This window comes from Paractinoplanes abujensis (genome assembly GCF_014204895.1).
Classification (GTDB): domain Bacteria; phylum Actinomycetota; class Actinomycetes; order Mycobacteriales; family Micromonosporaceae; genus Actinoplanes; species Actinoplanes abujensis.
Window position 1 is genome coordinate 4,248,460 of sequence record NZ_JACHMF010000001.1, and the last position, 23,646, is coordinate 4,272,105.

The 23,646-nt window shown below is 70.8% G+C and carries 27 protein-coding genes; 16 read left to right on the forward strand and 11 right to left on the reverse strand.

From position 1 onward, the window contains the following. Positions 1-55: 55 nt before the first annotated feature. Positions 56-634 carry a dihydrofolate reductase family protein gene (locus BKA14_RS18995; RefSeq protein WP_184952268.1) on the reverse strand — a complete coding sequence of 193 codons (579 nt, stop codon included), beginning with the start codon at positions 632-634 and terminating at the stop codon, positions 56-58. A 72-nt stretch (positions 635-706) separates the two neighbouring features. Between BKA14_RS18995 and BKA14_RS19000 the strand changes: the two genes are divergently transcribed. From BKA14_RS19000 to BKA14_RS19010, 3 genes are read left to right on the forward strand one after another with little or no spacing between them, the layout of a single operon-like run. Then, entirely contained in the window at positions 707-1,228 is a 522-nt protein-coding gene (locus tag BKA14_RS19000) for a hypothetical protein (protein WP_184952269.1), read from the forward strand. A 26-nt stretch (positions 1,229-1,254) separates the two neighbouring features. Next, positions 1,255-1,920, forward strand: a complete 666-nt coding sequence (locus BKA14_RS19005; protein ID WP_184952270.1) for a cysteine hydrolase family protein — start codon at positions 1,255-1,257, stop codon at positions 1,918-1,920. Then, positions 1,920-2,312, forward strand: a complete 393-nt coding sequence (locus BKA14_RS19010; protein WP_184952271.1) for a VOC family protein — start codon at positions 1,920-1,922, stop codon at positions 2,310-2,312. The genes BKA14_RS19005 and BKA14_RS19010 overlap by 1 nt, the downstream gene beginning before the upstream one ends. 49 nt (positions 2,313-2,361) lie before the next feature. Here BKA14_RS19010 and BKA14_RS19015 read toward each other — a convergent pair whose 3' ends face one another. Continuing rightward, complete coding sequence (locus tag BKA14_RS19015) at positions 2,362-4,965, reverse strand: glycosyl hydrolase (RefSeq protein ID WP_184952272.1); 2,604 nt, start codon at positions 4,963-4,965, stop codon at positions 2,362-2,364. Between the two features lie 154 nt (positions 4,966-5,119). Between BKA14_RS19015 and BKA14_RS19020 the strand changes: the two genes are divergently transcribed. Genes BKA14_RS19020 through BKA14_RS19035 form a run of 4 tightly spaced genes read left to right on the forward strand, consistent with a single transcriptional unit; the run spans position 5,120 to position 8,134 of the window. After that, complete coding sequence (locus BKA14_RS19020; RefSeq protein ID WP_184952273.1) at positions 5,120-5,662, forward strand: RNA polymerase sigma factor; 543 nt, start codon at positions 5,120-5,122, stop codon at positions 5,660-5,662. After that, positions 5,655-6,224: a hypothetical protein gene (locus tag BKA14_RS19025; protein ID WP_184952274.1), complete on the forward strand. Its 570-nt coding sequence runs from the start codon at positions 5,655-5,657 to the stop codon at positions 6,222-6,224. The genes BKA14_RS19020 and BKA14_RS19025 overlap by 8 nt, the downstream gene beginning before the upstream one ends. Beyond that, the gene (locus BKA14_RS19030) at positions 6,221-7,423 is read left to right on the forward strand and encodes an acyltransferase family protein (RefSeq protein ID WP_184952275.1); all 1,203 of its coding nucleotides are present in this window, start codon (positions 6,221-6,223) and stop codon (positions 7,421-7,423) included. Before BKA14_RS19025 ends, BKA14_RS19030 begins: the two co-directional genes overlap by 4 nt. 9 nt (positions 7,424-7,432) lie before the next feature. After that, positions 7,433-8,134 (forward strand): siderophore-interacting protein, encoded by a 702-nt coding sequence (locus BKA14_RS19035; protein ID WP_184952276.1) that lies wholly within the window; start codon positions 7,433-7,435, stop codon positions 8,132-8,134. A gap of 67 nt (positions 8,135-8,201) precedes the next feature. Here the strand turns inward: BKA14_RS19035 and BKA14_RS19040 are convergent, their stop codons facing one another. Next, on the reverse strand, positions 8,202-9,827 hold the full coding sequence (locus BKA14_RS19040) for a methyl-accepting chemotaxis protein (RefSeq protein WP_184952277.1): 1,626 nt from the start codon (positions 9,825-9,827) through the stop codon (positions 8,202-8,204). Between the two features lie 232 nt (positions 9,828-10,059). Here BKA14_RS19040 and BKA14_RS19045 point away from each other — a divergent pair, with 232 nt between their 5' ends. Both BKA14_RS19045 and BKA14_RS19050 read left to right on the forward strand, forming a co-directional pair. Next, on the forward strand, positions 10,060-10,893 hold the full coding sequence (locus tag BKA14_RS19045; protein WP_239093037.1) for an NAD-dependent epimerase/dehydratase family protein: 834 nt from the start codon (positions 10,060-10,062) through the stop codon (positions 10,891-10,893). Between the two features lie 92 nt (positions 10,894-10,985). Further along, positions 10,986-11,342, forward strand: coding sequence for a hypothetical protein (locus BKA14_RS19050; RefSeq protein ID WP_184952279.1), 357 nt, complete (start codon positions 10,986-10,988; stop codon positions 11,340-11,342). Here the strand turns inward: BKA14_RS19050 and BKA14_RS19055 are convergent. Continuing rightward, a complete protein-coding gene (locus BKA14_RS19055; RefSeq protein ID WP_184952280.1) occupies positions 11,315-11,569 on the reverse strand; it encodes a hypothetical protein in 255 nt (84 codons plus the stop codon). The genes BKA14_RS19050 and BKA14_RS19055 overlap by 28 nt on opposite strands. Before the next feature lie 168 nt (positions 11,570-11,737). Here BKA14_RS19055 and BKA14_RS19060 point away from each other — a divergent pair, with 168 nt between their 5' ends. Beyond that, the gene (locus BKA14_RS19060) at positions 11,738-12,406 is read left to right on the forward strand and encodes a DNA-3-methyladenine glycosylase family protein (RefSeq protein ID WP_239093035.1); all 669 of its coding nucleotides are present in this window, start codon (positions 11,738-11,740) and stop codon (positions 12,404-12,406) included. Here the strand turns inward: BKA14_RS19060 and BKA14_RS19065 are convergent. Further along, positions 12,345-14,156 (reverse strand): DUF6461 domain-containing protein, encoded by a 1,812-nt coding sequence (locus BKA14_RS19065; protein WP_184952281.1) that lies wholly within the window; start codon positions 14,154-14,156, stop codon positions 12,345-12,347. The two genes, BKA14_RS19060 and BKA14_RS19065, sit on opposite strands and share 62 nt — an antisense overlap. A 79-nt stretch (positions 14,157-14,235) precedes the next feature. Here BKA14_RS19065 and BKA14_RS19070 point away from each other — a divergent pair, with 79 nt between their 5' ends. After that, positions 14,236-15,003: an SAM-dependent methyltransferase gene (locus BKA14_RS19070; RefSeq protein ID WP_221477830.1), complete on the forward strand. Its 768-nt coding sequence runs from the start codon at positions 14,236-14,238 to the stop codon at positions 15,001-15,003. Positions 15,004-15,012: 9 nt separating this feature from the next. Further along, positions 15,013-15,420 carry a PPOX class F420-dependent oxidoreductase gene (locus tag BKA14_RS19075; RefSeq protein WP_184952282.1) on the forward strand — a complete coding sequence of 136 codons (408 nt, stop codon included), beginning with the start codon at positions 15,013-15,015 and terminating at the stop codon, positions 15,418-15,420. Here BKA14_RS19075 and BKA14_RS19080 read toward each other — a convergent pair. Continuing rightward, a complete protein-coding gene (locus tag BKA14_RS19080; protein WP_239093030.1) occupies positions 15,417-15,704 on the reverse strand; it encodes a hypothetical protein in 288 nt (95 codons plus the stop codon). The genes BKA14_RS19075 and BKA14_RS19080 overlap by 4 nt on opposite strands. Positions 15,705-15,788: 84 nt before the next feature. On the opposite strand from BKA14_RS19080, the gene BKA14_RS19085 reads away from it, so the two are divergent. After that, on the forward strand, positions 15,789-16,133 hold the full coding sequence (locus tag BKA14_RS19085; protein WP_184952283.1) for a DUF952 domain-containing protein: 345 nt from the start codon (positions 15,789-15,791) through the stop codon (positions 16,131-16,133). On the opposite strand, the gene BKA14_RS19090 is transcribed toward BKA14_RS19085, so the two are convergent. Continuing rightward, positions 16,126-17,337, reverse strand: coding sequence for a YndJ family transporter (locus BKA14_RS19090; RefSeq protein WP_184952284.1), 1,212 nt, complete (start codon positions 17,335-17,337; stop codon positions 16,126-16,128). The two genes, BKA14_RS19085 and BKA14_RS19090, sit on opposite strands and share 8 nt — an antisense overlap. Positions 17,338-17,798: 461 nt before the next feature. Here BKA14_RS19090 and paaI point away from each other — a divergent pair, with 461 nt between their 5' ends. Further along, positions 17,799-18,212 (forward strand): hydroxyphenylacetyl-CoA thioesterase PaaI, encoded by a 414-nt coding sequence (gene paaI, locus BKA14_RS19095; RefSeq protein WP_184952285.1) that lies wholly within the window; start codon positions 17,799-17,801, stop codon positions 18,210-18,212. A gap of 33 nt (positions 18,213-18,245) precedes the next feature. On the opposite strand, the gene BKA14_RS19100 is transcribed toward paaI, so the two are convergent. After that, positions 18,246-18,869, reverse strand: a complete 624-nt coding sequence (locus tag BKA14_RS19100) for a TIGR03086 family metal-binding protein (protein WP_184952286.1) — start codon at positions 18,867-18,869, stop codon at positions 18,246-18,248. A gap of 56 nt (positions 18,870-18,925) precedes the next feature. On the opposite strand from BKA14_RS19100, the gene BKA14_RS19105 reads away from it, so the two are divergent. Continuing rightward, positions 18,926-19,339, forward strand: coding sequence for a MarR family winged helix-turn-helix transcriptional regulator (locus tag BKA14_RS19105; protein WP_239093023.1), 414 nt, complete (start codon positions 18,926-18,928; stop codon positions 19,337-19,339). A gap of 508 nt (positions 19,340-19,847) precedes the next feature. On the opposite strand, the gene BKA14_RS19110 is transcribed toward BKA14_RS19105, so the two are convergent. From BKA14_RS19110 to BKA14_RS19120, 3 genes are read right to left on the reverse strand one after another with little or no spacing between them, the layout of a single operon-like run. Further along, the gene (locus BKA14_RS19110; RefSeq protein ID WP_133871881.1) at positions 19,848-20,057 is read right to left on the reverse strand and encodes a dodecin; all 210 of its coding nucleotides are present in this window, start codon (positions 20,055-20,057) and stop codon (positions 19,848-19,850) included. Positions 20,058-20,082: 25 nt separating this feature from the next. Then, positions 20,083-21,663, reverse strand: coding sequence for a M28 family peptidase (locus BKA14_RS43255; protein WP_438861890.1), 1,581 nt, complete (start codon positions 21,661-21,663; stop codon positions 20,083-20,085). Positions 21,664-21,712: 49 nt separating this feature from the next. After that, entirely contained in the window at positions 21,713-22,750 is a 1,038-nt protein-coding gene (locus tag BKA14_RS19120) for a LacI family DNA-binding transcriptional regulator (protein WP_184952289.1), read from the reverse strand. Between the two features lie 56 nt (positions 22,751-22,806). On the opposite strand from BKA14_RS19120, the gene BKA14_RS19125 reads away from it, so the two are divergent. Next, complete coding sequence (locus tag BKA14_RS19125; protein ID WP_239093021.1) at positions 22,807-23,616, forward strand: phytanoyl-CoA dioxygenase family protein; 810 nt, start codon at positions 22,807-22,809, stop codon at positions 23,614-23,616. Positions 23,617-23,646 lie beyond the last annotated feature (30 nt).

A 23,646-nucleotide genomic window follows, 5' to 3' on the forward strand; every position in this document is an offset into this window, starting at 1 on the left:
CTGAGTATTCAAGTGATCACGACGAGCGTCAATACCTGAATCAAGCTCTGATGGGTCAGTGGGCGGTCGGGCGGTAGACCACCTCGAGGGTGTGGCCGTCGAGGGTGCGGCTCTCCAGCAGCTCGAGGTCGAAATCGCCCGCGCCGCCCAGGATCGGGCTCGTGCCGGTGCGGCCGGAGACGACCGGGAAGATCGTCACCTGCAGGCGGTCGACCAGGCCGGCGGCCAGCAGCGCCCAGTTGAGCGACAGGCTGGCCTGCGAGCGCAGCGGCACGTCGGACTCCTGCTTGAGCCGCTTCACGATCTCGACCGCGTCGCCGCTCACGATGGTCGCGTCGGGCCAGCCCAGCGTGCCGGTCAGGGTCGACGAGATCACGGTGGCCGGGGCGCGCATCGTGCGCAAGTTCCACTCGTCGAGCGCGTTCGGGTCGAGACCGGACGACATGATCCCGGCCATTTCGCGGAACGTGGTCGCCCCGTAGACCATCCGCTGCTCGGTGTCGAACAGAGCGGCCCGGTGCGCCAGCAGTTCGGGGCCCTGCTTGCTCCAGTAGCCGCCCCAGTCGGCGCCCTCGTCGAACGAGCCGTACCCGTCGAGGGTGGAGAAGACGTCCCAGGTGTAGGTCGCGGTCATGTCAGTGCCCTTCTGCTCGGCGGTTCGTCACCCTCTCCACGAACGGTGGACGCCGGATCCGACAATGACCGCGTGCGAAGTGATCGGCGAACCTTCCGCCGCGTCGAGAAGCAGGCTTTGGCGGTCATCGGGTGCTGGGTGGCGTTCGCCCCGGTGGCCTTCTGGCTCATGCTGCCGAACGTGGCGATGGCCGGTTGGTTCGTGCTCGGCCTCACCTGCGCCCTCTGGCTGACCGGCCCGGTGGTCAGCGTGACGGTGACCCGGCAGGAGGTCGTTGTGCGCAACACGTTCCACACGTGGCGGATCGGCCGCAGCCTGATCAGCCGGTCGGACGACATCGACGACACCGAGCTGCGGATCGCCGGGCACCCGGCCGTGGACGTGTCGGCGTTCGACAAGTTCTACAGTCCCCGCATCACCGGGAGCCACAAACCGGCCACGCCCGGCACCGGCTGGTTCGGCACGACGCTGGCCGAGGTGCCCGCGCTGCCCGACGACGGGCGGCGCCGGCTCGGCCCGCACTGGTCGAACCTCCTGCTCGCCCTGATCGCCGTGGCCGGCTTCGTCGAGGCCTGGCGGCTGGCCCCGCAGTGACGCCCTGATGCGATAGCTTCGCCGGGGTGGAGCGGAAAATTCACGCCTGGCGGATCGAGGAACGTGAGATCAAGCGGCAGGAGTCGCGGCGGGGGCGGCGGCACGCGTACGTCAGCCTGACCCCCGAGCGGACCGCGCTGATCGTGGTCGACATGGTGCCGTTCTTTGTGGAGGAGAACGAGTACACGTACGGGATCGTGCCGAACATCTCGCGTCTGGCCGACTCCCTGCGGGCCGCGGGCGGCACGGTCGCCTGGGTGCTGCCCGGGGTGACCGAGCCGACCCCGGTCGCCGAGGAGTTCTTCGGACCCGAGCAGGCGCGGGTGTTCGCCCACAGCGGCGGCGAGGGCTCGCTACGACAGCGCGTTTGGCGCGAGTTCGCCGTCCACGACGAGGATCTGATCGTGGAGAAGACGGCGACGAGCGCGTTCTTCCCCGGCCGTTCGCCGCTGCCCGAGTTGCTGCGCGAACGCGGGATCGACACCGTCGTGGTCACCGGGACCGTGACCAACGTCTGCTCGGAGGCGTCGGCCCGGGACGCTTCCACCCTCGGCTACCGGGTGATCTTCGTGGCCGACGGCAATTCCGCCCGCCGCGACGAGGACCACAACGCCACGCTCTACACGATCTATCGGACGTACGGCGACGTGCGCAGCACCGACGACGTCCTCGAACTCGTCCAGGGGGCCTGATGTCCGGCTATCCACGGCTCATGCACACCGTGCTCGACGCGACCGACAGCAAGACCCTCGCCGAGTTCTATCGGCGGTTGCTGGGGCTGCATTACCGGGAGGGCGACGAGGAGGACTGGATGGTGCTGCTCGACTCTGACGGCCGCCGGGTGATCACGATTCAGCGGGTGCCCCGGCTGGACCGGCCGACCTGGCCGTCGCACGACGTCAGCGCGCAGATGCATCTGGACTTCCGGGTGGATACGGCCGAAGAACTGGAACGGCATCGCCGGCGGGCCGAGGAGCTCGGGGCTTCGCTGCTCCTGGACCGCTTCGACGATGCCGATGAGCCGCTCTACGTCTTCGCCGACCCGGCCGGGCATCCCTTCTGCATCATGGTCAGCCAGGGCTGACGACGTCCCGGCCGGGGCGGTGAATGCCCACCGCCCCGGCCGGGACTGCTCAGATCCGCGACCAGAGGGCCGGGACGTTCGCCGGCTCCCAGCCCACCAGCGAGGTGTGGGCCTGGATGCAGCGGTAGCGGGCGCCGTTGTAGGTGACGACCGCCCCGATCGCGTACGCGGTGCTGGGAGCCCAGGCCGTGCCGGCAGGAGGCGTGGTCGTAGGCGGAGTGGTCGGGGGCGTGGTGGTCGGCGGGGTTGTCGGCGGCCGGGTGGTCGCGGGCGGCGTCGTCGGGGGCTGCGTGGTCGTGCCGCCGCCGGTGGCATTGCCGCCCGTCCAGTTGAGCGCCCCACTGGCCACGGTCTTGCCGGCGGGCACGGAGAGCGTCCGGCCGTCGGTGAACGTCACGGTCAGCGCGCTGCTGGTGATGTTCGAGGCCACGTACGTCTTGGCCCCGTTCTTGCTGAACACCTTGGCCAGGGGGTGGTTGGCCGACACGGTCGCGTCGACCTGGCCCAGCGCCTGCAGGTTGCGGATCCAGTGGAACGTGTGGGCCTTGCTCTCGCCCTCCTCCGGCGTGTAGTTGCCCGCCGCCCGCCACTTCGACATGGCCGCGTCCGGGTCACCCAGGGCCAGGTACTGCCAGAGCATGTCGCGCCAGATCGTCGGCTCGCCGCCCTTGTTGCGCACCATTTCCGCGTACGTGTTGCGCACCGCGGCCGGATATTCGCCCAGGTACAGCTGCCCGCCCGTGATCGGCAACATGTTGATGCCGACGATCATCTCGTGCTCGCCGGAGAACCAGGTCGCGTACGCCCCGCCCGAGCCCCATACGATGGCCGTGTAGTTGTGGCCCCAGGTGGCGGGGAAGTTCTCGTTGCGCACATCGAACCAGTACTCGTTGATCGCCGCGGCCTGCGTGGTGTGGATCCAGATGCCGGCGTCGCGCACCGCGGTGTTGCCGGTGGCCTGGCCCCACTGGATGAGCGCGTTGGCGAAGTTCTGCCCCTCCGACGACGACTCCTGGTTGTTGCCCGAACCGAACGCGCCGTGCCCGGAGGCCCAGTCGTGGCCCGCGTAGATGTCGAAGTCGCGCAGATACGGAAACCGCGTGTCGTTGCGGTCGTAGTTGTTGGCGTCGCGGATCAGCAGGTCGACCAGGCCGCCGTACCGCGAATTGCCGGCCCAGGCCGGGTCGAACTTGGCCAGGGTGGCTGCGGCCGCGATGAAGTAGCCGTAGTGGAAGTGGTGGTCGTTGAGGTCCTCGTCGGAGGCGTAGGAGGCGGGGTAGCCGATCAGCGTGCCCCAGTTCTTGTCGTAGTAGAAGACCCGCTCGTTCTTGCCCGCCGACGCGGTGAACCAGTCGGTGATCCGGGTGCGGATGACGTTCAGCGCCGAGTCACGCACCGAGGTGATGCCCAGCTGGTCGGCGATCTCGGCGATCCGCGCCGCCCGGCCCAGGCCCTTGCCGGTCCAGTACGTGTCGTTGCCCTTGAAGTCGGCCGGGTTGCCCAGCTCGTTGTTCAGCAGCGTGGTGATCTGCGACAGGTCGGCCCCGCTGGAGTCGCCCACCGCGGGCAGCTCGGGCAGCACACCCGAGTAGCGCATGGACGTCTGGAACTGCGTGCCGGTCAGCACCTTCATGGCGCCGCGCGGCGACACGTACGTACGGGAAAGCGGGGTTGATCCGGTGAGGTGGCGCCACTGATGCGGGTAGAGCGCGAACACCGTGCCGCCGGAGCCGCCGGCCAGGTTCTGCGTGGTGACCGTGTACGTCGTGGTGACCGTGCCGTTGGCCTGGTTGTAGTTGTAGGCCATCCGGGTGCCGGTGACGTGGTTGTGCGCGTACTGCCCGAACTGGTCGGCCAGCGCGGTCTTGTCGGCCGTGCTCGCGTTGGACAGCGTGGGCAGCACCGCGACCGTGAAGTAGCCCTGGCCGTTCAGGTTCGAGCGCAGCGTGGTGCCGGACTGGCTCCAGGCCGACCCCGCGGGCCCGTACGCGACGTAGTCGTGCCCACCGATCGAGAAGCCGATCCGGCCGCCCGAGTTCTGCCAGACCGTGGGCGGCCCGGCGATGCTGAGCTGAGCGTCGCCCCCGGTGATCCGGTAGTACGACAGCGGCAGCCCGTGCCCGATGGTGGCCTTCATCGTGCGCACGCCGTCGGTCCAGCTCGGGGTGACGGTCCAGTCGCTCCAGCCGTCGACCAGCGCCCGCGGGGCGTTGAGCCCGGCCACGCCGGCCACGACGTGCTGCGCGTACGGGTAGTGGTACTCCCCCACGCCGGTGCCGCTGCCGCTGATGGCCGCGTCGGTCTGGTACGACAGGCCCAGCCCGTTCGCGGTGGGCCGGTAGGCCGCCGGGCCCGCGAACAGGGGCTGCGAGAAGTTGCAGTCGTCGCCCTTCTTGAACAGCAGCGACGACCACCAGTCGTTGGTGGGCACCGCGCCCGCGGGGGCGTTCGCGGTGACGAACTGGCGCGGGTTGGTGCTGAGGGAGCCGCAGCCGGTGGGCAGCTTGGCCCCGGCCGGCAGGGTCTCGGTGTAGCTGCCGGCGCCGACCGTGGCGGCCTCGGCAGTGCTGGTCAGGGTCACGGCAAGAACTCCTGATCCGACCGCGAGCGCGGCCGCGGCCAGGGCGGAGACGATTCTTCGTCGGGATGGCATGAGGACGGACTCCGAGTCTGGGGGGAGAACGGGGAGAGCGCTCTCACGCTAGCTAGTTTTGACGAACGTGAATACACGGTGTTCGGGAAGCATCCGGCGGTAGAAGGGCAAAAATAGGGTGCAACCTTGATCGGCAGTGCCGCGTGTAGTCCCCATGACCACCACCGCGGAGGGTCCTCCGAGGGGAGCAACGACGATGCCGGCCGCCGATCCCCCAGCGGACTTCGACGCGGTGTACGCCGCGCAGTACGCCGACCTGACCGTGCAGTTGTACGCGTACTTCGGCGACCGCCAGGAGGCCCAGGACGTCGTCCAGGAGGCGTTCTGCCGGGCCCTGCGGCGCTGGTCGAAGGTGTCGCGCTACGACGACCCGGTCGCCTGGGTGCGCCGGGTCGCCTGGAACCTGGCGGTCAGCCGCTGGCGGCGCTCGCGCACGGCGTTGTCGTTCCTGCGCCGCCAGCGCCCGCAGGAACCACAGGTGGCGGGGCCCGACACGGTCCGCATCGAACTGGTGGAGGCGCTGGCCACGCTGCCCGCGGCCCAGCGGCGCGCGGTGGTCCTGCACTACCTGGGCGACCTGAGCGTCAACGAGATCGCCGAGCGCGAGAACGTCGCCGTCGGCACCGTCAAGTCGTGGCTGCACCGCGGTCGTACGGCTCTCGCCAGCCAGCTGCAGCCGGAGGCCCGTCGTGTCTGACCCGTTGACCCCGCTCTTCGACGACCTGCGCACCCGGACGCTGCCCCAGGTGCAGCCGCCCGGCACCGAGGCCGCCCGGCGCACGGTGCACCGGCGGGCCACCGTACGGGCGTCGGTGGTGGCCGCCGTGGTCATCGCGGCCGGTGGGGCCTTCATCATCGACCAGCGCAACGACTATCAGAACACCATCGTGCCGGCGTCGTCCGCGAGCCCGTCCGCCTCGGGCATGCTCTGGCGCGGGCGGGCGGACAAGGTCGAGGTGGCCGCCGCCCTGGTGCCGGGGGCCAGCCACGCCGACGTGATGGACGCGTTCGACCAGGACGTCGGCATCGAGGCCACCGAAGGCAGATACCGGCTGCGGGTGGGCTGCTCGGGTCCGACCGAGCTGCCGTTCACGATCCTGCTCAACGGCACGGTCGATCAGCAGAGCAGCGTCGACTGCACCGACGCGGGCGAGGCCCGCGAGTACGAGCTCACGATGCCCCGCGCCGGATCCGTGCGCATCGTGTTCAGCAGCATCGGGCAGTTCGACGCGTACGCACTGAAACTGACCAAGATATGAGCCGCCGGCTGGCCGTGATCGACGGTCTGCGCCTGGTGGCCGCCCTGGCCGTGCTGGCGTTCCACTACACCGTGGCCTGGCGCATCGACGGTGTCCGCCTGCCCGAGCACTTCCTGCCCTCGACCGTGCACGTCACCATCTACGGCTTCCTCGGCGTCGAACTGTTCTTCCTGATCAGCGGGTTCGTCATCTGCATGAGCAGCTGGGGCCGTACGCTCGGGCAGTTCTTCGCCTCGCGGGTGAGCCGGCTCTTCCCGGCCTACTGGGCGGCGGTGGTGCTCACCGGCCTCGTGGCCATGCTCTTCCCGCTGCGCGGCGGCGTCACCGACGGGCACCGGCCCAGCGTGCTCGACGTCGTGGTCAACCTGACCATGCTGCAGCAGCCGCTCGGGCACCACTCCGTCGACGGCGTCTACTGGACGCTGTTCATCGAGCTCAAGTTCTACCTGATCATGGCGCTCGTGCTGGCCCGGGGCGGACTGACGTACCGGCGGGCCGTGCTGCTGTGCGCCGTCTGGATGACCGCCGCCGTGCTCGTGCCCTCGCTGGGCAGCCCCGCCCTGAACGCGCTGGTGATCAGCGACTTCGCGCCGTACTTCATCGGCGGCATCGCGCTCTACCTGATCAACCGGTTCGGCCCGGCCCCGCTGCTGTTCGGCATCACCGGCCTGGCCTGGCTGGTCTGCCTGGCCCGGGTGGACGACCGGATGCACGACCTCGGCTCCGACGTGCCGCCGTGGCCCGGCTTCGTGATCATCACGCTCTCGTACGGGGTGCTGCTGCTGGTCGCGCTGGGGTACACCGAGCGCATCCAATGGCGCTGGCTGACCGTCGCCGGCGCGCTCACCTACCCGCTCTACCTGCTGCACTCGCGGATCGGGCACACCGTCATCCGGGCCGCCTACGAGCGGCTCACCGTGCCGGTCTGGGTGCTGATCACCGTCACCACGCTGCTCATGCTGGGCCTGGCCGGGCTCGTGCACCGCTGGGTCGAGCGGCCCCTGGGCCGCCGCCTGCGCGACCTCGTGCTGACGACCCCTTCTCCCGTACGCACCCCGGCCGTCCCGATGCAGCCCCTGCGCCCACGCGCCCAGCACATCGAGACTCCGCCGGTCCGGCACGACAGCCTGATACTCACCATCCCGCACCGGACAGCGGCCGGGCCGGGGCCGCACCCGAGTGCGCCACCGGGGCGTTAGCCTCGGGCGGTGACCTTCACCCGGCGGGCGCCGCTGATGACCGAGGTGCGGGCGGTCTGCGACGTGGCCACCCACATCCGACAGGTCGAGCTGGTCGGGCCCGAGCTGCGGCGGCTGCGCAGCCGGCCCGGCGCTCACCTGGTGGTGCACACGCCCGAGCGGCGCGTCTATTCGTTGTGGCGGCACGATCCGGGTGCGGCCTCGGTGACGTTGCGGATCGCCCTGCACGACGCGGGCGGGCCCGGCTGCGCCTGGGCCCGCGGCGTGGCGGTGGGCGACCGGGTCGTCGTGGAGCCGCCGCGCAGCAAGATCACGCTGGACGAGGCGGCCCGGCATCACCTGTTCCTGGGCGACGAGACCGGGGCCGTGCCGCTGCTGGCCATGCGGGCCGCGCTGGGCCGGGACGCCGAGACGTACGGGGTCTTCGAGACCAGCACCCCGGGCAACGAGGTTCCCGACTTCGGGGCGCGGACGCCGTTGCCGTGGGTGCACCGTGGCACGGCCTCGGGTGTGGCGTCACGCGTGTTGCTGCGCGCGGTTCAGGAGCTCGACCTGCCCGCACGGCCGGGCACGGCGTACGTGGCCGGGGAGAGCGACACGTGCCGCCTGCTGCAGCGGCACCTCGTCGAGCAGCGGGGCTGGCCGCGCACGTCGGTGCTGCTGCAGCCGCAGTGGGCGGCGGGACGACCGGGTTTCGGCGCGGGCGCGTAACCCGAGCGCACTGCGCATACCGAACGAGGCGGCCCGGTGGGCCGCCTCGTTCGGTCAGAACCTGGTGTCAGACGCGGTAGACCGAGATCGTCTGGTTGAGCTCCTCGGCCATCCGGGCCAGCTCCTGGGCCGTCGTCTGGGTCTCGGTGGCGCCGGTGGCGGTGGCGTCGGCGGCCTGGGCCACCCCGCTGATGTTGCCGGCGATGTCGTTGGCGCTGGAGGCCGCCTCGGCGACGCTGCGCGCCATCTCGTTGGTGGTGGCCGTCTGCTCCTCGACGGCGGCCGCGATGGTGGCGGCGTGGTCGTTGATCCGGGCGGTGACCTCGGTGATCTCACCGATCGCGACGACTGCCTGCTCGGTCTCGCTCTGGATGGCGCCGATCCGGCGGGAGATGTCGTCGGTGGCTCGCGCGGTCTCCTGAGCCAGGTCCTTGACCTCGGAGGCGACCACGGCGAAGCCCTTGCCCATCTCGCCGGCCCGCGCCGCCTCGATGGTGGCGTTGAGAGCGAGCAGGTTGGTCTGCTCGGCGATCGCGGTGATCGTCTTGATCACGTTGCCGATCTCGGCCGACGACTCGCCCAGCTTGGCGACGATCTCGTTGGTGCGCTCGGCGGTCGCCGCGGCCTGCGCCGAGACGGAGGCGGCCTCGGTGGCGCTGGTCGCGATCTCCCGGATGGCCACGCCCATCTCGTCGGCGCCGGCCGCCACGGTCTGCACGTTCAGCGAAACCGTGCCGGCGGCGTCGGACACCGTGCCGGCCTGGGCCGAGGTCTCCTCGGCGGCCGAGGACATCTGCACCGACACGGCCGACAGCTCCTCGGAGGCGGCGGCGACGTGGCGGGCGTTGTCGGCGACCTGGCGCACCGTCGAGGCCACCGACTCGGTCGACGCGTCCAGCGACAGGGCCAGCTGGGCGACCTCGTCCTTGCCGGTCAGGCCCGTACGGGCGGTCAGGTCACCGTCCTTGATCCTTTGCAGCACCTCGACGCAACGGGCCAGCGGCCTGGTGATCAGCCGGGCGATCCCGATCGCGGCGGCCACGCCGACCAGCAGCCCGGCGATGATCAGGCCGATCACGAGGTTGCGGGCGCTGGCGTAGGCGGCCGCGGCCTCCACCTTCTCCTTCTCGGCGGCCGCGACGGTCTCCTTGGCCAGGACGTCCATGGCGGCCCGGGAGGTGGCGATCAGCGGGTCCATCTCCTGCTTACGGACGACGGCGACCTGGGCGCTCTTGTTGGCCCGGCTCAGCGGGAGCAGCCGGTCGTTGAGGATCGAGACGTACTGCGCCCACGCCTTGTCGAAGTCGGCCAGCGCCACCGCGCGGGTCGCCCCGAGCTCGAACGTCTTGTAGGTGGCCTCCGCCTTGGCCAGCGCGTCGAGGTCCTCGGTGATCGCCTTCTCGGCCAGGTCCTGGGTGGCCTTGTCGGGGGCGAAGAAGTGGTTGAGCGAGTCGATCCGGACCCGGTTGAACGCGTTGCGCACCTCGGCCATGGTGTTCAACTGCTGGGTGCCGACGTACACCTCGTTGGTGCTGTTGTTGAGGCTGGTCATCTGCGTCACCGCGAACGAGGCCACCCCCGTGCCGGTGGCCGCGACCACCAGGACCGCCGAAAGGATCTTCGTGCTCACCCGGCGATCCTGCACCCAGCCGATCACACCTCGCCGATGCACCGGCGCCTCAACCGAACTCATCCCACGCTCCCCGCGAATGGGCGGCCCGCCGAGGTGGGGCCGCGTCTGGGGCCTCTTGTCGGCCGCCCCGGGCCCGGATCGCAGGGGTCGGACACATGGCACCCGATTGCAACCGGCCGGTATCCGGTATGCCATCGGCGAGCCCGCGTCCAGTACCGCAACGCCGTCAGGCGCCGCCTTGGCCACGCGGCAGCCCTCCGTGGTCGGCAGGACAGGCCCTATCCTGCCGAGGGTGGACGACGAGCGGTTGGTCGCGGTGACGGGGAGTTCGGGGCGGGTCGGCGAGGCCGTCGCCCGGGGGCTGGCGACGGCCGGGTGGCGGGTCCGGGGCGGGGATCGTGCGCCGGGGCCATGCACGCAGGTGGTGGGTGACCTCCGGGACCCCCGGGTGCGGCAGGACCTCGTACGGGGGGCTGCGGTGGTGGTTCATGCGGCGGCCCTGCACGCGCCGCACGTCGGGGTAATGGACGACGCGGAGTTCCGGGCGGTCAACGTGGACGCCACCGAGGCGCTGCTGGCGGACGCGGCAGGCGGGCGACGGTTCGTCTACATCAGCAGCACGAGCGTGTACGGCAGCGCGCTGGTGCCGGTCGATCGGGCGGTCTGGGTCGACGAAGCGCTGGCGCCGCAGCCGCGTGACATCTACGACGAGACGAAGCTCGCGGCCGAGCGACTCGTTGCGGCCGGTCCCCTGCCGTCCGTCGTGCTGCGCATCGCCCGATGCTTCCCGGAGCCGCTGCCCGTGCTGGCGACCCGGCTGCTGCACCGCGCCGTGCGCCTCGAGGACGTCGTGGCCGCGGTGACCGGCGTGCTGACCCACGGCACCGTGACCGGCACGTTCACCATCGCCGGGCGCTACCCGTTCCGGCGCGACGACTGTGTGGCCCTGCATCACGACGCGGCTGGGCTCATTGCTGTACGGGCCCCCGACGTGGCCGCGGCCTTCCGGGCCCGGGGCTGGCCGCTGCCCGCGCGCCTCGACCGGGTCTACGACTCGGGCGCGGCGACGGACGCTTTCGGGTACCGGCCCGCCGAGGGCGTGCTGAGCCTGCTCCGCGGAGAGTGAACATGAGAACGCCTGGCTCGCGGCGCGGCAAGATCGTCCTCAACCTGGGCTGATACGGTTCAGCCGGGCCGGAATCGGGCAAGCAGGGAATCATGTCTATCGATTGTCAGGATGTGATGATCTGTCCGGCCCGGATCACCCTCGACGCGGCCCAGCTGGCCTTCTTCAACGGGCTCCCCAATGCGGCGCCGAGCGTGCAGTCCGAGCTCGGATGCGAGCTCGAACGCGGGCACGAGGGCTCCCACGCTGCGCTCGGGCAGCAGGTGGAGGCCACGATGTGGTGGGTTCAGTGGACGCTGAGCGCGTCCGAGATCAACCCGTACACCTGGTGCCCGGAGCAGCGCGACTGCCCGCTCTTCGACGGCCACCCCGGACGCCACGGCCACGAGCACGCCGAGGAGGTGAACCGGTTCAGTGATGATCAGCGCGGCGCGACGTCGAGCAGGTGATCGTCGCGGATCTGCGCCACCACGGCCAGCGCCATCTGCCGGCCCCACTCCACGGACGCGTAGTCGCGCAGGACGACGGGCACGCCGACCCCCAGGCGTTCCGCGATGTCGGCCAGGCGTTCGGCCACTTCCGCCTCGACCGCCTCCCGCTCGATCTGCACGCCGTGCTCACGCAGCGTCGCGACGAAGCCGTCCACGAGATCGATGATGCTGGTACCTGTCGTCATCCCTGCCACCCCGTAGTCATGATCAGTGATCAGAGTGTGAGCCGCGGGAACCGCAATCGCGCGACGACGCGTACCCAAGATCAGTTTCTCCACCGCCGGGGGTCGTCCGGCCGGCCACCCCACCGTCGGCCGGACGGCTCCCCCGCCCGCGCCGACTAGCGTGGGGAGGTGCTCACCGAAGCCTCCCTGCACGCCGGCGTGGACGAACTCAGCCGGCGCGAACCCGTCTTCGCGGCCGTCGTGGAGCGCCACGGCATGCCCGTGCTGTGGGACCGGGAGCCCGGCTTCCCGTCGCTGCTGCACATCATGCTCGAACAGCAGGTGTCGCTGGCCTCGGCGCGGGCCGTCTTCGACCGCTTACGCGCGCAGGCCGGCCCGCTGACCCCGGAAAGCCTGCTCGCCCTGGACGACCAGCAGCTGCGCGCGGTCGGCTTCAGCCGGCAGAAGACCCGGTACGCCCGGGCCGCGGCCACCGCCGTCCTCGAGGGCACCCTGAACCTCGACGAGCTGGCCACCCTCGACGACGCCGAGGTCGACCGGCAGCTGCAGGCCCTGCCCGGCATCGGCCCGTGGACGTCGACGATCTACCGGCTCTCGGTGCTGGGCCGGCCCGACGCGTGGCCCGCCGGCGACCTGGCCGTCATCGCGGCGATCGCCGAACTGTGGCAGCTGCCGGCCCTGCCCTCCCCCGCCGAGACCACCCTGCGCGCCGAACCCTGGCGCCCGTGGCGTGCGGTCGCGGCCCGCATCCTGTGGCAGCACTACCTGGGCCGCCTCAAGCCAGGCGGAACGCCACCCGTAAGCCGGCCAGAACCGTCGCCGGATCGTCCAGCATGAGCGCGGTCCGCAGCGGGTCGAGGACCGCCACCAGCGGATTGTCGTGGCGCGCGCCCAGCACGGCGCCCAGCGCGAGCACAGCGGGCTCGATCCGCGGCGGCGCACCGGGATCCGCGTCGGTCTGAAAACTGGCCGTGCGGATCAGGCTCTCCTTCGGCACCCCCTGCCACCGGGCGAAGGCGGCCTCGAAGTCGGCGAACCACGGCGGCGGCGGGTCACCGCGCTCGAGTGCGGACACTCCCGCCTCAACCCAGTCCGCACCGATCAGACCGGCGCGGGTGCAGCAGGCCCGAACCGCCCAGGCCGCCATCGCGCGCTGCGTCCGCGGATCCGCCGCCGCGATCCGATCGAGCACTTCACGGTCGGCTCGAGCCAGGTCAGCGGCGTACATCCGCACCTCGGGATCCAGCAGCCGCTCATCGGCCGGGACGCGGCCGCCCCAGCGGCGCTCCGCCTCCTGACGGTCGTACTCCGCCCACTCCCGTTCGCGGCGTTCCCGCTTGCGGCGCACGGCGGCGCGTTCGACCGGCGGCTCCCCCGGCGGCGGGATCACCACGCCCGCCAGGTCGGGGAAGTCGCGCCGCAGGTCGGCGAACAGGGCCGGCCACGCACCGCCGCCGGCGCCCTCGGCCCTGGCGAACGCCCAGCACAGGTCGGCCACGGGCCCGTGCGAATCCCACCCCACCACCAGCGCCCGCGCGTTGTTGCGCCGCTGATCCTCGTCGAACCACGGCGGCAGCACCGAACGCAAGTGGGCGTCCATCCGGTCCTCGACCAGCCGCACCTCCTCGGGCGGGACCAGCTCGCCCCGGCGTACCCGGTCGCGGATCGGCGCCAGCCACGCCTCACCGGACAGGCCGGCCATCCGGAACGGCCGCTCCCAGGCCCAGCGGGCCATCCGCTCGATCAGCTCCGCCGGCGCGTACGCGATCGCCGTGGCCAGCTCGCGATCCTCCCGGAACAGCCGTACCCCGGCCGAGCCGAGCGCCCTGATCCGCGGATCGCTGACGTCGCGCTCACCCCACCGGTCGAAGTCGCCCTCGGGCACCGTGTCGTCGGCGTGGGCCGCCAGCTCCTCCCGCACCTCGTCGTACCAGGGCCGGGCCGCGGCGTCCGGCCCGACGCCGGCGCAGGAGAACGTCGCGTTCGCGAGGAAGTCCGCATCCCAGCGCACGCCGGTGATCCGCTCCATCAGCGCGAGCGCCCGTTCCAGGTACTCCTCGTCGTACTCCTCCGCCCACAGCTCGTCGTCCGGGGCGGCAGCGGTGACGAACCCGAGCTCCGCCAGCAGCCCGTCGAGGCGGCCGGGGTCGTCGCCGTAGCGTCCCGGCGGGTGTCCCGGGTCGAACACGACGATCCGGCGGCCGTCGAGCGCGAACGAGAACTGCGGCGTGGTGTTCTCGTTGAAGTAGAGCGACACCATCTCGCCGCCCGCCGACAACACCCGCACGACCTCGTCGCCGGTGCACAGAAACCCGTTGGGTTCAATGATCATCGCCCAGTCTCCGGCCCGGGTCACGGCGACGTAGTCCAGCTCCGTCGGATGCTCCGCGCCGCGCTCGTCGACCCACGTGCGGATCGGGCCGGCGCCGCTCAGAGCCCGTCCGGAGCCTCTTACCGGCACCGGATCGGCCCCACCGAGCCGTTCGATCACTTCGTCCGGTTCCAGCCCCCGTACGAAGGTCAGGCAGAAGTTCAGGTCCAGCGCGTAGGTCTCGATCGCCCACGCGTAATCCGCCGCCACCACCATCCCGCCAGCCTGCTCGCTCTCGCCGGGCCGGGCGCCGGAAATCTATGATTGTCCATGCTGGATCGCCACCGGGAGGACGCTGGTGAACATCGACGTGCCGCACACGGCGAGGATCTGGAACTACTGGCTGGGCGGAACCGACAACTACCCCGCCGACCGGGCCGTGGGCGATCAGGTGCGGCAGTTCCTGCCCGACATCGTGGCCTCCGCCCGCGCCGACCGGGCGTTCCTGCAGCGAGCCGTCCGTTTCCTGGCCGCCGACGCCGGCATCCGCCAGTTCCTGGACATCGGGGCGGGGCTGCCCACCGCGAACAACACGCACGAGGTGGCGCGGGCGATCGCGCCGCAAAGCCGGGTCGTGTACGTGGACAACGACCCGCTGGTGCTCACTCATGCACGCGCGTTGCTGCACGGCGAGGCCGAATACGTCGACGCGGATGTGCGCGACACGAGTGGCATCCTGGAAGCCGCGCGGCAAACGCTCACCTTCGAGCAACCGGTCGCGGTCCTCCTGCTCGGGGTGCTCAACTTCGTCGCGAGCGACCAGGAGACGTACGGGATCGTCGGTCGTCTCCTGGCGGCCGTGCCCCCCGGCAGCTATCTGGCCGTGGCCCACCCGACGCTCGAGGTGCGGCCCGAGGAGTCCGCGGCGGCCGCCCGGCAGTGGAACGCGACGGCCACCCCGCCCATCACGCTGCGCCGCAAAGACCAGATGCTGCGCTGGTTCGACGGGCTTGAACTGCTCGAACCCGGGGTAGTCACGTGCACGCAGTGGCGGCCCGAGCCCGGCGACCCCGCAGCCGGCACTGAGGTCTACCAGTTCGGTGGGGTCGCCCGGAAACCGTAGGGTCTGATCATGTCTACCGAAGCTCTGCCCGAGCACGTCGCCGCCATGCTGCGGCAGCCCAACCCGGCCGTGATGGCCACCCTGGCCAAAGACGGGCGTCCCGTCAGCGTGGCCACCTGGTATCTGCTGGAGGACGACGGGCGGGTGCTGCTCAACCTCGACGGCGGCCGGGCCCGGCTCAAGCACCTGCAACGCGACCCGCGGGTGTCACTGACCGTGCTCGACAAGGACGACTGGTACACCCACGTCAGCCTGCAGGGCCGGGTCGAGGAACTCACCGACGACGTCGGACTGCAGGACATCGACGCGCTGTCACGGCACTACGGCGGCAACCCCTACCCCAACCGGGAACGGGCCCGGGTCAGCGGGCGGCTGGTGATCGAGCGCTGGCACGTGTGGGGCGCGCTCGCCTCCTAATTGCCCATCCTCAGCAGGGCGTTGCCGCCCAGCAACACCAGGTCGGCGCCGGCCACCAGGGCCATGCTCAGGTGCAGCCGGCGCGCCGCCTGCTCCGGGTCCTTCTCGACCAGACCCCGTACGAGAAACACGGCCGCGGCGCCCACCAGCGGGATGCCGACCAGCAGCAGGTAACCCACCGACGAGGGCGTGCGGCCGCTGTTGACCAGCAGCGCAATCATCACCGTGGGCACGATGCCGAAAATCACCAGGGCGAGCCCGCCGTACCATCGCAGCGCTGTCACGGCGTCGATGGTAGCCGCGGCGGCGCGGGTGCCGGCGTACCGCCCGCGGCGAGCAGGCAGGAGCGCGTCTGCGAAGGTCGACGGGTGCTGATCTACAAGATTCTGCTGCCCTCGGAGTGGGCGGCGTTCGAGGCCGACGGCCGTTTCGACGGTTCCCCGTTCGACCACAGCAGCGGGTTCATCCACTGCTCGAGCCGTGAACACGTCGGTGAGACCGCGCGGCTGGTGTTCGGCCAGGAGCCGAAGCTTGTGCTGCTGGCCATCGAGACGGAGCCGCTCGGGGCGACCCTGCGGTGGGAGGAGGCACCCGATCGAGGCGTTTTGTTCCCGCACATCTACGGCGAGCTGCCGAGGTCAGCCGTGACCGCGGTGTACGAGGCGGCCGGAGCCGCGGACGTGGACCGGGTCCTGCCGCCCGCGGTCACCTGACCGGCAGCCGGTCCGCGTGGGCCAGCGCCCGGGCGCAGCGAGCGATGAAGATCCACTGTGCGACCGGCACGAGCGGCCCGGCGAGCCGGCTGATCAGGCGGGCCGGCTTGGCCGTGACCCGCACCTGGAAATGCACGGAGTCGTCCGCGCCGAGCAGAACCGTGAAGCGCTCGTCGCCCTCGAAGGTGTGCCCCGGCAACGCCAGATAGTGCAAAGACGTGCGGTTCTCGGCGCGCACAACGTCGAGCACCTCACACGGCTCCGGCACTCGGAACCGGCCGAACCCCAGGTCGGACCGCATGTGCTGCCCCTCGAAAGCCGGCGGCGTCCCCGGCTCCACCCAGGCCCACGAACGGCGGTGCATCTCCCACGCCAGCAGCGCCTGCGACGCCAGCTCGAACCGCTCCCGGCCGGCGCCGATGCGATGCGTCCACACGTGCGTCTGCGCCCGCTCCGCGTAGGCGACGAACAACGCGGTGAGCACGGCGGCCGCATTGAGCACCCCATGCGTCAGCACCATCCACGTCAGGTTGAGATGCGGCAGGTCGACGACCTGCCCCGACGCGTACAGCAAGGCCAGCCCCATCGTGACGATGCTCAGGGCCAGCAAGAACCGAAAAGCTTTCCCCGTACGCGAGGCGATCGCCAGCCACAGCCCTGAGCTCAGCAGAGCCGCCCCCAGCAACTCGATCAGGTCACCGGTCTGCCCACCCACCAGAAACCCCACGCCGACCAGCCCGACCCCCGCCGGCGCCAGCACTTTCCGCTCATCGGTCAGCGCGAGCAGCACCATCGCACCGAACCCGGCAACATGAAAGTGCGCGGCCGTGAGCCCAAGAATCCCCGGCGGAAACCCGAGCAGCGCATACCCCGCCCGCTCGGCCGCAAGGCCCGCCGCCGCCACGGGCAGGCAGGCCGCCGCAAAAGCCACAAGCCGGTCACGCCACACCACCAGGGGAACCACACAGCAGCCCACCAGGTAGGGAACACACAGCAATCCCGCCGCCCACCCCCGCGGCAAAACCATCGCGACCACGGCCGGCACCGCCACCACCGGCCACCAACGCACCACCAGCGCCCGCAGACGGTGCACCCGCTCGGCGCGCCCGCCGAGGGCACCCAGCCCGAGTGGCACGAACAGCAGAACGCACACCGCGACCACCACGTAAAGCCCGGCCCAGCCGGGCCCGGTCAGCCGGTCCATGACGCCCCACCTTCTTGAACGCGTTCAACTGAACATGTTCAAGATAGCATGCGACACCACGACCTCCTGATCAGACGGGTTCGGACAGCATCACGCAGTCAGCGAGCAACAAACGCACGTCCGCACCCACCCGCTCGGTGCGCAAAGTGCACGCACATGCTCGGTGCGCAGAATGCACGCACATGCTCGGTGCGCAGAATGCACACACCCGCTCGGTGCGCAGAATGCACACACATGCTCGGTGCGCAGAATGCACACACCCGCTCGGTGCGCAGAATGCACACACATGCTCGGTGCGCAGAATGCACACACCCGCTCGGTGCGCAGAATGCACACACATGCTCGAATGGTCAGAAGGCGCCGACGAACGAGCAGCACTGGACGAGCAGGTGCGCACACCCGACACGAGTGAGCGTCAACGGCCACGATCTGCGCACCCGAGTGGGTGCTAGGTTCCACTGATGTCTTCGGATGCTCGCCGATTCGCGGAGATCATGCTGAGCCAGGATGCGGCCAGCCGGGGCCTCGGCATCGAGCTCGACGATGTCGGCCCGGGCTGGGCGGTGCTGACGATGCGCGTCCGGGACGACATGGTCAACGGCTACGCCCTTCTGCACGGCGGGCTGCTCGCCTCGCTCGCGGACAGCGCGTTCGCGGTCGCGTGCAACACGTACGGGGAAGTGACCGTCGCCGCCGGTTTCGACATCACGTTCCTGGAGTCGGGCCGGGCCGGCGACGTGCTCAGGGCCCACGCGGTCGAACGAGCCCGGCGCGGCCGCTCCGGCCTCTACGACGTGACGGTCACCCGCGAGGACGGCACGACACTGGCCGAGTTCCGCGGCCGTAGTCGCGCACTCGGCCGACCCATCGCCTGAGCCGAAACTTAGGCCGCCGCCCGGACCCGGGGCTCAGCTCAGCGGACGAGAAGGGTCCCGACCGAGGAGCAGCAGTATCTCGGTCAGGCTGTCCGCGCCGGCGGGCACCGGCAACGCGGGGGCGAAAGGAGACTTCGACTCGCGGCGCTCGGGGCCGTCGGGGACAGCCCGCGCCACCGAGAGCGAGAGGGCCACGGCGTCGGGGTCGGGCGCGTAGGTCACTTCGAGCGCGCGGGCGACGTCCCAGCCGTGCACCACGTAGTCGACCAGGTGGAAGCCGATGGCCAGCCGGCCGGGCACCGAGCGGCCGAACTCGGGGATCCAGAACGGCGCGTCGAGGTCGTCGACGGCCGCGAACGCGGTCAGCACAGCCTCGGCGGACTCCTCGTACTGCCGGACGATGTCGCGCGACGACCCGGCGAAACCGGAAGCAGAGACGGATGGGCCGAGGTCTGCCCGCGAAGGAGTGCGTCCACCGGCGGCCGTGGCGAATACGTAGTGCTGCTCGGTCATGTGGGTCAGAAGCGTGGCCAGATTCCACCCTGCGCAGGGTGTGGGCCGGGTCAGGTCGGTGTCGGTGGTCCGGGCTACCACGTCGACAGTGCCGCGAACCGCCGCAGCATCGGCCGGCCGGGCGTCGATCTCAATCGTAAGCATGTGCCTATCGTGTGCGCTCGCTTATGATTAGTCAACGGGTGATAGGAGTAGTCCTCGTGGAGGAGCGCGAGGATCTGGGCGCCATGGTGTTCCGGCTGGGCCGGCTGCTGCTGGCGATGGAGCAGCCGATCCTGGACCGGCACGGCGTGTCGATGTGGGCGTACGCGGTGCTGACTGCCCTGCGCGAAAGCCCGATGCGCACCCAGGCCGCGCTGGCCGCGGGCATCGGCGCCGACAAGACGCGACTGATTCCCGTGCTCGACGAGCTGCAGAAACGCGGACTGATCGAGCGGGAACCGGATCCGTCCGACCGCCGCGTCCGGCTGCTCGACCTGACCGACGCCGGGCGCCAGGTGCACCAGGCGATCCAGTCCGAGGTCCGCGCGGGCGAAGCCGACCTGCTGGCCGCCTTCCCACCCGCCGACCGCGACGGCTTCCTGCGCGCGCTCATCGCCCTGACCAAGCGTTGACCCACCGCCGACCACGCGCGGCCTGACCGCCGACCAAGCACTGACCGCCCGGCCAAGCACTGACCGCCCGGCCAAGCGCGGCGGCCGCGGCGGGGGACGGCGGAGGCGGCGAGGCCGCGGGACAGCAAGGGCGGCGCGGTAGGCGGCGAGGCCGCGGGACAGCAGGGGCGGCGCGGCGGGCGGCGAGGCCGCGGGACAGCAGGGGCAATGGGACGGCGGGGGCGGCGGGACAGCAAGGGCGGCGCGGCGGCGGGACAGCAAGGGCGGCGCGGCGGCGAGACAGCGGGGCGGCGATGCGGCGGGGGCGGCGGGACGGTGAGGGCTGCGCGGCGGCGCGGCGGCGAGACAGCGAGGAATGCGAGGCGACGGGGCGGCGAAGCGGCGGGGCAGCGAGCACGGAAAGGCGCCCATCGCGGCAGGACGGCAGTGCGCCGGGCGCAGCGGGGCAGTCGAACGGCCGACCGGCTGGCGAGCGGGAACGGGCTCCGCCCACCAGCCGGTGGAGTAATCAGTCCTCGACCCGGAAGCCGATCTTCAGCCGTACCTGGAAGTAGGCGACGTCACCGTCGACGACCTGGCCGCGGATTTCCTGGGACTCGAACCATTCGATGTTGCGTACGGTTTGGGCCGCCTTGCGGATCGCCGTGCGGATCGCGTCGTCCACGCTTTCCTGGCTGCTTCCGACGACCTCGGTCAGCCGATACACGTGATTGCCCATGACAGCCTCCTCGGTTTCGATCTCCTTACTCAACCAGACCGTGACCGCTCGTGCCGGAGACGCGGGCGAGCGCGGTGCCCGCGGGCGCGGGGCGCGGCGGAATGGACGAGATGTCCTGCGCGAAGGTGCCCACCGCGGTCGCGACGGCGTCGGCGTTCGTGTCGAGGGCGAACGTGTTCACGTTGCCCACCAGCTTGTACTTCTTGCGCAGCTGCGCGTAGACGGCCTTGTCGGCGCCGTCGCGTTCGGGGGTGAAGCTGTCGCACGCCTCGTGGTAGCACGGGTCGTACGCCACTCCGGCGAGGCCGCCCCACTTGGCCACGTCGTCCGCCGTCTTTTCGACCTCGGCCCCGGTGAACAGGCCGCCGGCCGGGATGCCGGTGCCGATGAACGGGCCGTAGTCGGAGCGGCCGGTGAAGTCGCTCGCCGCCGTGGCCTGTTTGCGGGTGGCGAAGAACCGCTGGAAGACCTGCTCGATCTGGGCCGAGCCGGCCGGGCCGGGACCGGCGCCCGTGGCGTCGGAGTCGTCGCCGTCGTAGACGCCGAACGTGTAGTTGGGCGAGCCGATCATGTCGAAGTTCAGATACAGCTTGATCTTCGCGTGTTCGGCCTCGGACAGGCTGTTGACGTAGAACGTCGAGCCGACCAGGTTGGCCTCCTCGGCGCCCCACCAGGCGAACCGCAGCTTGTTCTTGCTCTTGAGGTTGCGGGCTTGCAGCGCGACTTCGAGGATGCCGGCGCTGCCGGTGCCGTTGTCGTTGATGCCCGGGCCCTCCGGCACCGAGTCGAGGTGGGCGCCCGTCATGACCACGTTGTCGGCGTTGCCGTAGCGGGACTCGGCGATGACGTTCTCGGTCTGACGCACCTCGGCCACCGTGTCGGCCGAGATGGTGACGGTCAGTCCAGCGGTGCCGGCGAACGCGACTCCCTGCGGATAGGACACCGCGACGGCCGGGATCCCGACCGGGCCGCCCAGCGTGCCGAGGAAGAGATCCTGCCGGTCGGGGCCGGTCGTGTCGCCCTGGTTCATGATGATGACCCCGGTCGCGCCGGCGGCCTGGGCGTTGGTCGCCTTGACGCCGAACCCGCAGCCGCCCCGCTGGATCAGCGCGATGTTGCCGGAGACCCCCACGAAGTCCCCGGCCTCGCAGCCCGAGGTGCTGGTGTTGGGCGTGGTCAGTTGCAGGTCGACCGGCACGACCGCGCCGGTGGCGGTGCCGTTGCCCGAGCAGTCGAGCACGTCGTAGTCGACCTGGTCGACGTACGCGGTCGGGGTCGGTGTGTTCTGCGTGAACGAGGAGGCGTCGTCGGAGCAGAAGTTGAACGGGAACGGCTGCCGGGTCACCTGGTATCCGGCCGCGCGCATCAGCGTGGCGACGTAGTCCGCGCTGCGGGTGTACCCGGGCGTTCCCGAGGCCCGGGTGTCGCCGTTGAGCTTGGCGATCGCCTGGAAGGCCACCAGATGGCGCAGCACGCCCGCGAGCGTGACGGATGTGGTCAGATCCTTGGTGGAGTTGCCGGACGCCTGTGCGGGTTGCGCGACGCCGAAGCCACCGAGCAAGGTTGCGGCCGCGGCCACGGCGCCGAGTTTTATGCGGGACACCACGTTGTGCTCCTGTTCTCGAACAGTGAAGCGTGACATCCAGCAACCTAGATTATTCGATGAGTAACCGCGACCCTCCGTCGGGAGGAGCGCTGCCCCGCACTTCGAGGCGGTGCGGCACGATGATCCGGCGGGCCGGCGGCGGATCCTCGCGGCGGCCCACCCGGTCGGCCAGGCAGGCCAGGGCGGCGTCGGCCAGCGCGGCCTTGTCGGGCGCGACGGTGGTGAGCGCGGGGTTGGCGTAGCGGCCGTCCTCGATGTCGTCGAATCCGGCCACGGCCAGGTCCTCCGGCACGCGCCGCCCCCGCTCGATCGCGACGTGCATGGCCCCCAGCGCGAGCTGGTCGGTGAAGCAGAACACCGCGTCCACCTCGGTCCCGCTGTCGAGCAGCCGGTTCATCGCCGCGGCGCCGTCGGCCCGGTGCAGGCTGCGCACGTCGAGTTCGAGTTCTTTCCCGTACGGGATGCCGGCCGCACTCAGCGCCTGCCGGTAGCCTTGGGCCCGCCGCGCCGCGGTGCCGTTCTCCAGGTGCGGCTGCAGCCCGATGGCGGCGATCCGGCGGCGCCCGCTCTCGATCAGGTGCCGGGTCAGGGCGGCCGCCGCGGCCACGTTGTCGATCGCGACGTGGTCGTGCAGCCCGCCCGCGTCCTGTTCGCCCAGCAGCACGAGCGGGGCGCTGTCGGGGCGCCGGGTCAGCTCGGCCGGCGACAGGGCCCACGGGCTCATGATCAAACCGTCGACGGCCTGACCCCGTACGCCGTCCAGCAGCTCCCTTTCCCGGTCGGCGTCGCCACCCGTCTGCTGCACCAGCAACGTCCACGCGTACGTCTCGGCGCCGTCGGCCAGGTGACCGGCGAGCTCGCCGAAGTAGGGCGAGGCGATCTCGGGCAGCACCAGCGCGACCAGGCCGGACCGGCCGCCGCGCAGGTGCCGGGCGGCGGCGTTCGGCTTGTACTGCAGTTCGTCGATGGCCCGCTGCACCCGCTCACGCGTCTGCGGCGCGACCAGCGCGAATCCGGAAACCACGTTGGACACCGTGCGGACGGAGACGCCGGCGCGCTCGGCGACCTGTCTCAGGTTGGCTCCCACAAAACCATCCTAGCTACCACTTGCAACGTGGCATGCCACGTTGCAACATGAAGGGTATGAATATTGCTGAGGGCGCCCGCGAGGCGATCTACACCGACGGCATCACGGCCCTGCGCGGCGCGTTCAGCGTGGCCTGGGCCGATGCGATGCGCGAGGACATCGAGGCCGCGTTCGCCGAGGCCAGCGCGCGCGAGGGCGGTGCCGTGGGCCGCGGCCCGAAGCGCTACTACGTGGAGATTCACCCGGAACAGCTACGCGGCTTCGTCGATCTGGTCACCCATCCGTGGGTGACCGCGGTCTGCACGGACGTGCTCGGCGACGACTACGAGATCGTCGAGCTGGGCTTCGACATCCCGTTCGCCGGCGCGGTCAACCAGCCGTGGCACCGCGACTTCCCGATGCCCGAGGTGACCCGCAAAGAGCGGCGGCTGAACTCGCTGGCCTTCAACCTGACCGGCGTCGACACCACGGACGACATGGGCCCGTTCGAGATCGCCCCCGGCACCCAGTTCGACGACAGCCCCGAGTTCGGCCACGACATGTTCCCGCCCAAGCCGCACTACGAGCGCTACAACTCGCTGGCCGTGCGCAAATACCCCCAGCGCGGCGACATCTCGGCCCGCTCGGCCCTGACAATCCACCGCGGCACGGCCAACAAGTCCGAGCTGTCCCGCCCGGTGCTGGTGCTCGGCGTGGACGCGGCCGACGCGACCAACAGCGACAAGCACGCCATGGCCGTGACCAAGCCCTACTGGGACGCGCTGCCGCAGCAGGTCCGCGACCACCTGCACTGCCCGATCGTCGACCGGCTCACCCCGATCACCCAGAAGCACACGATCGAGGGCCTGGTGATGGGCGAAGCGTAGGGCCTGTCCCGCCGATCACGTGGCAGCACA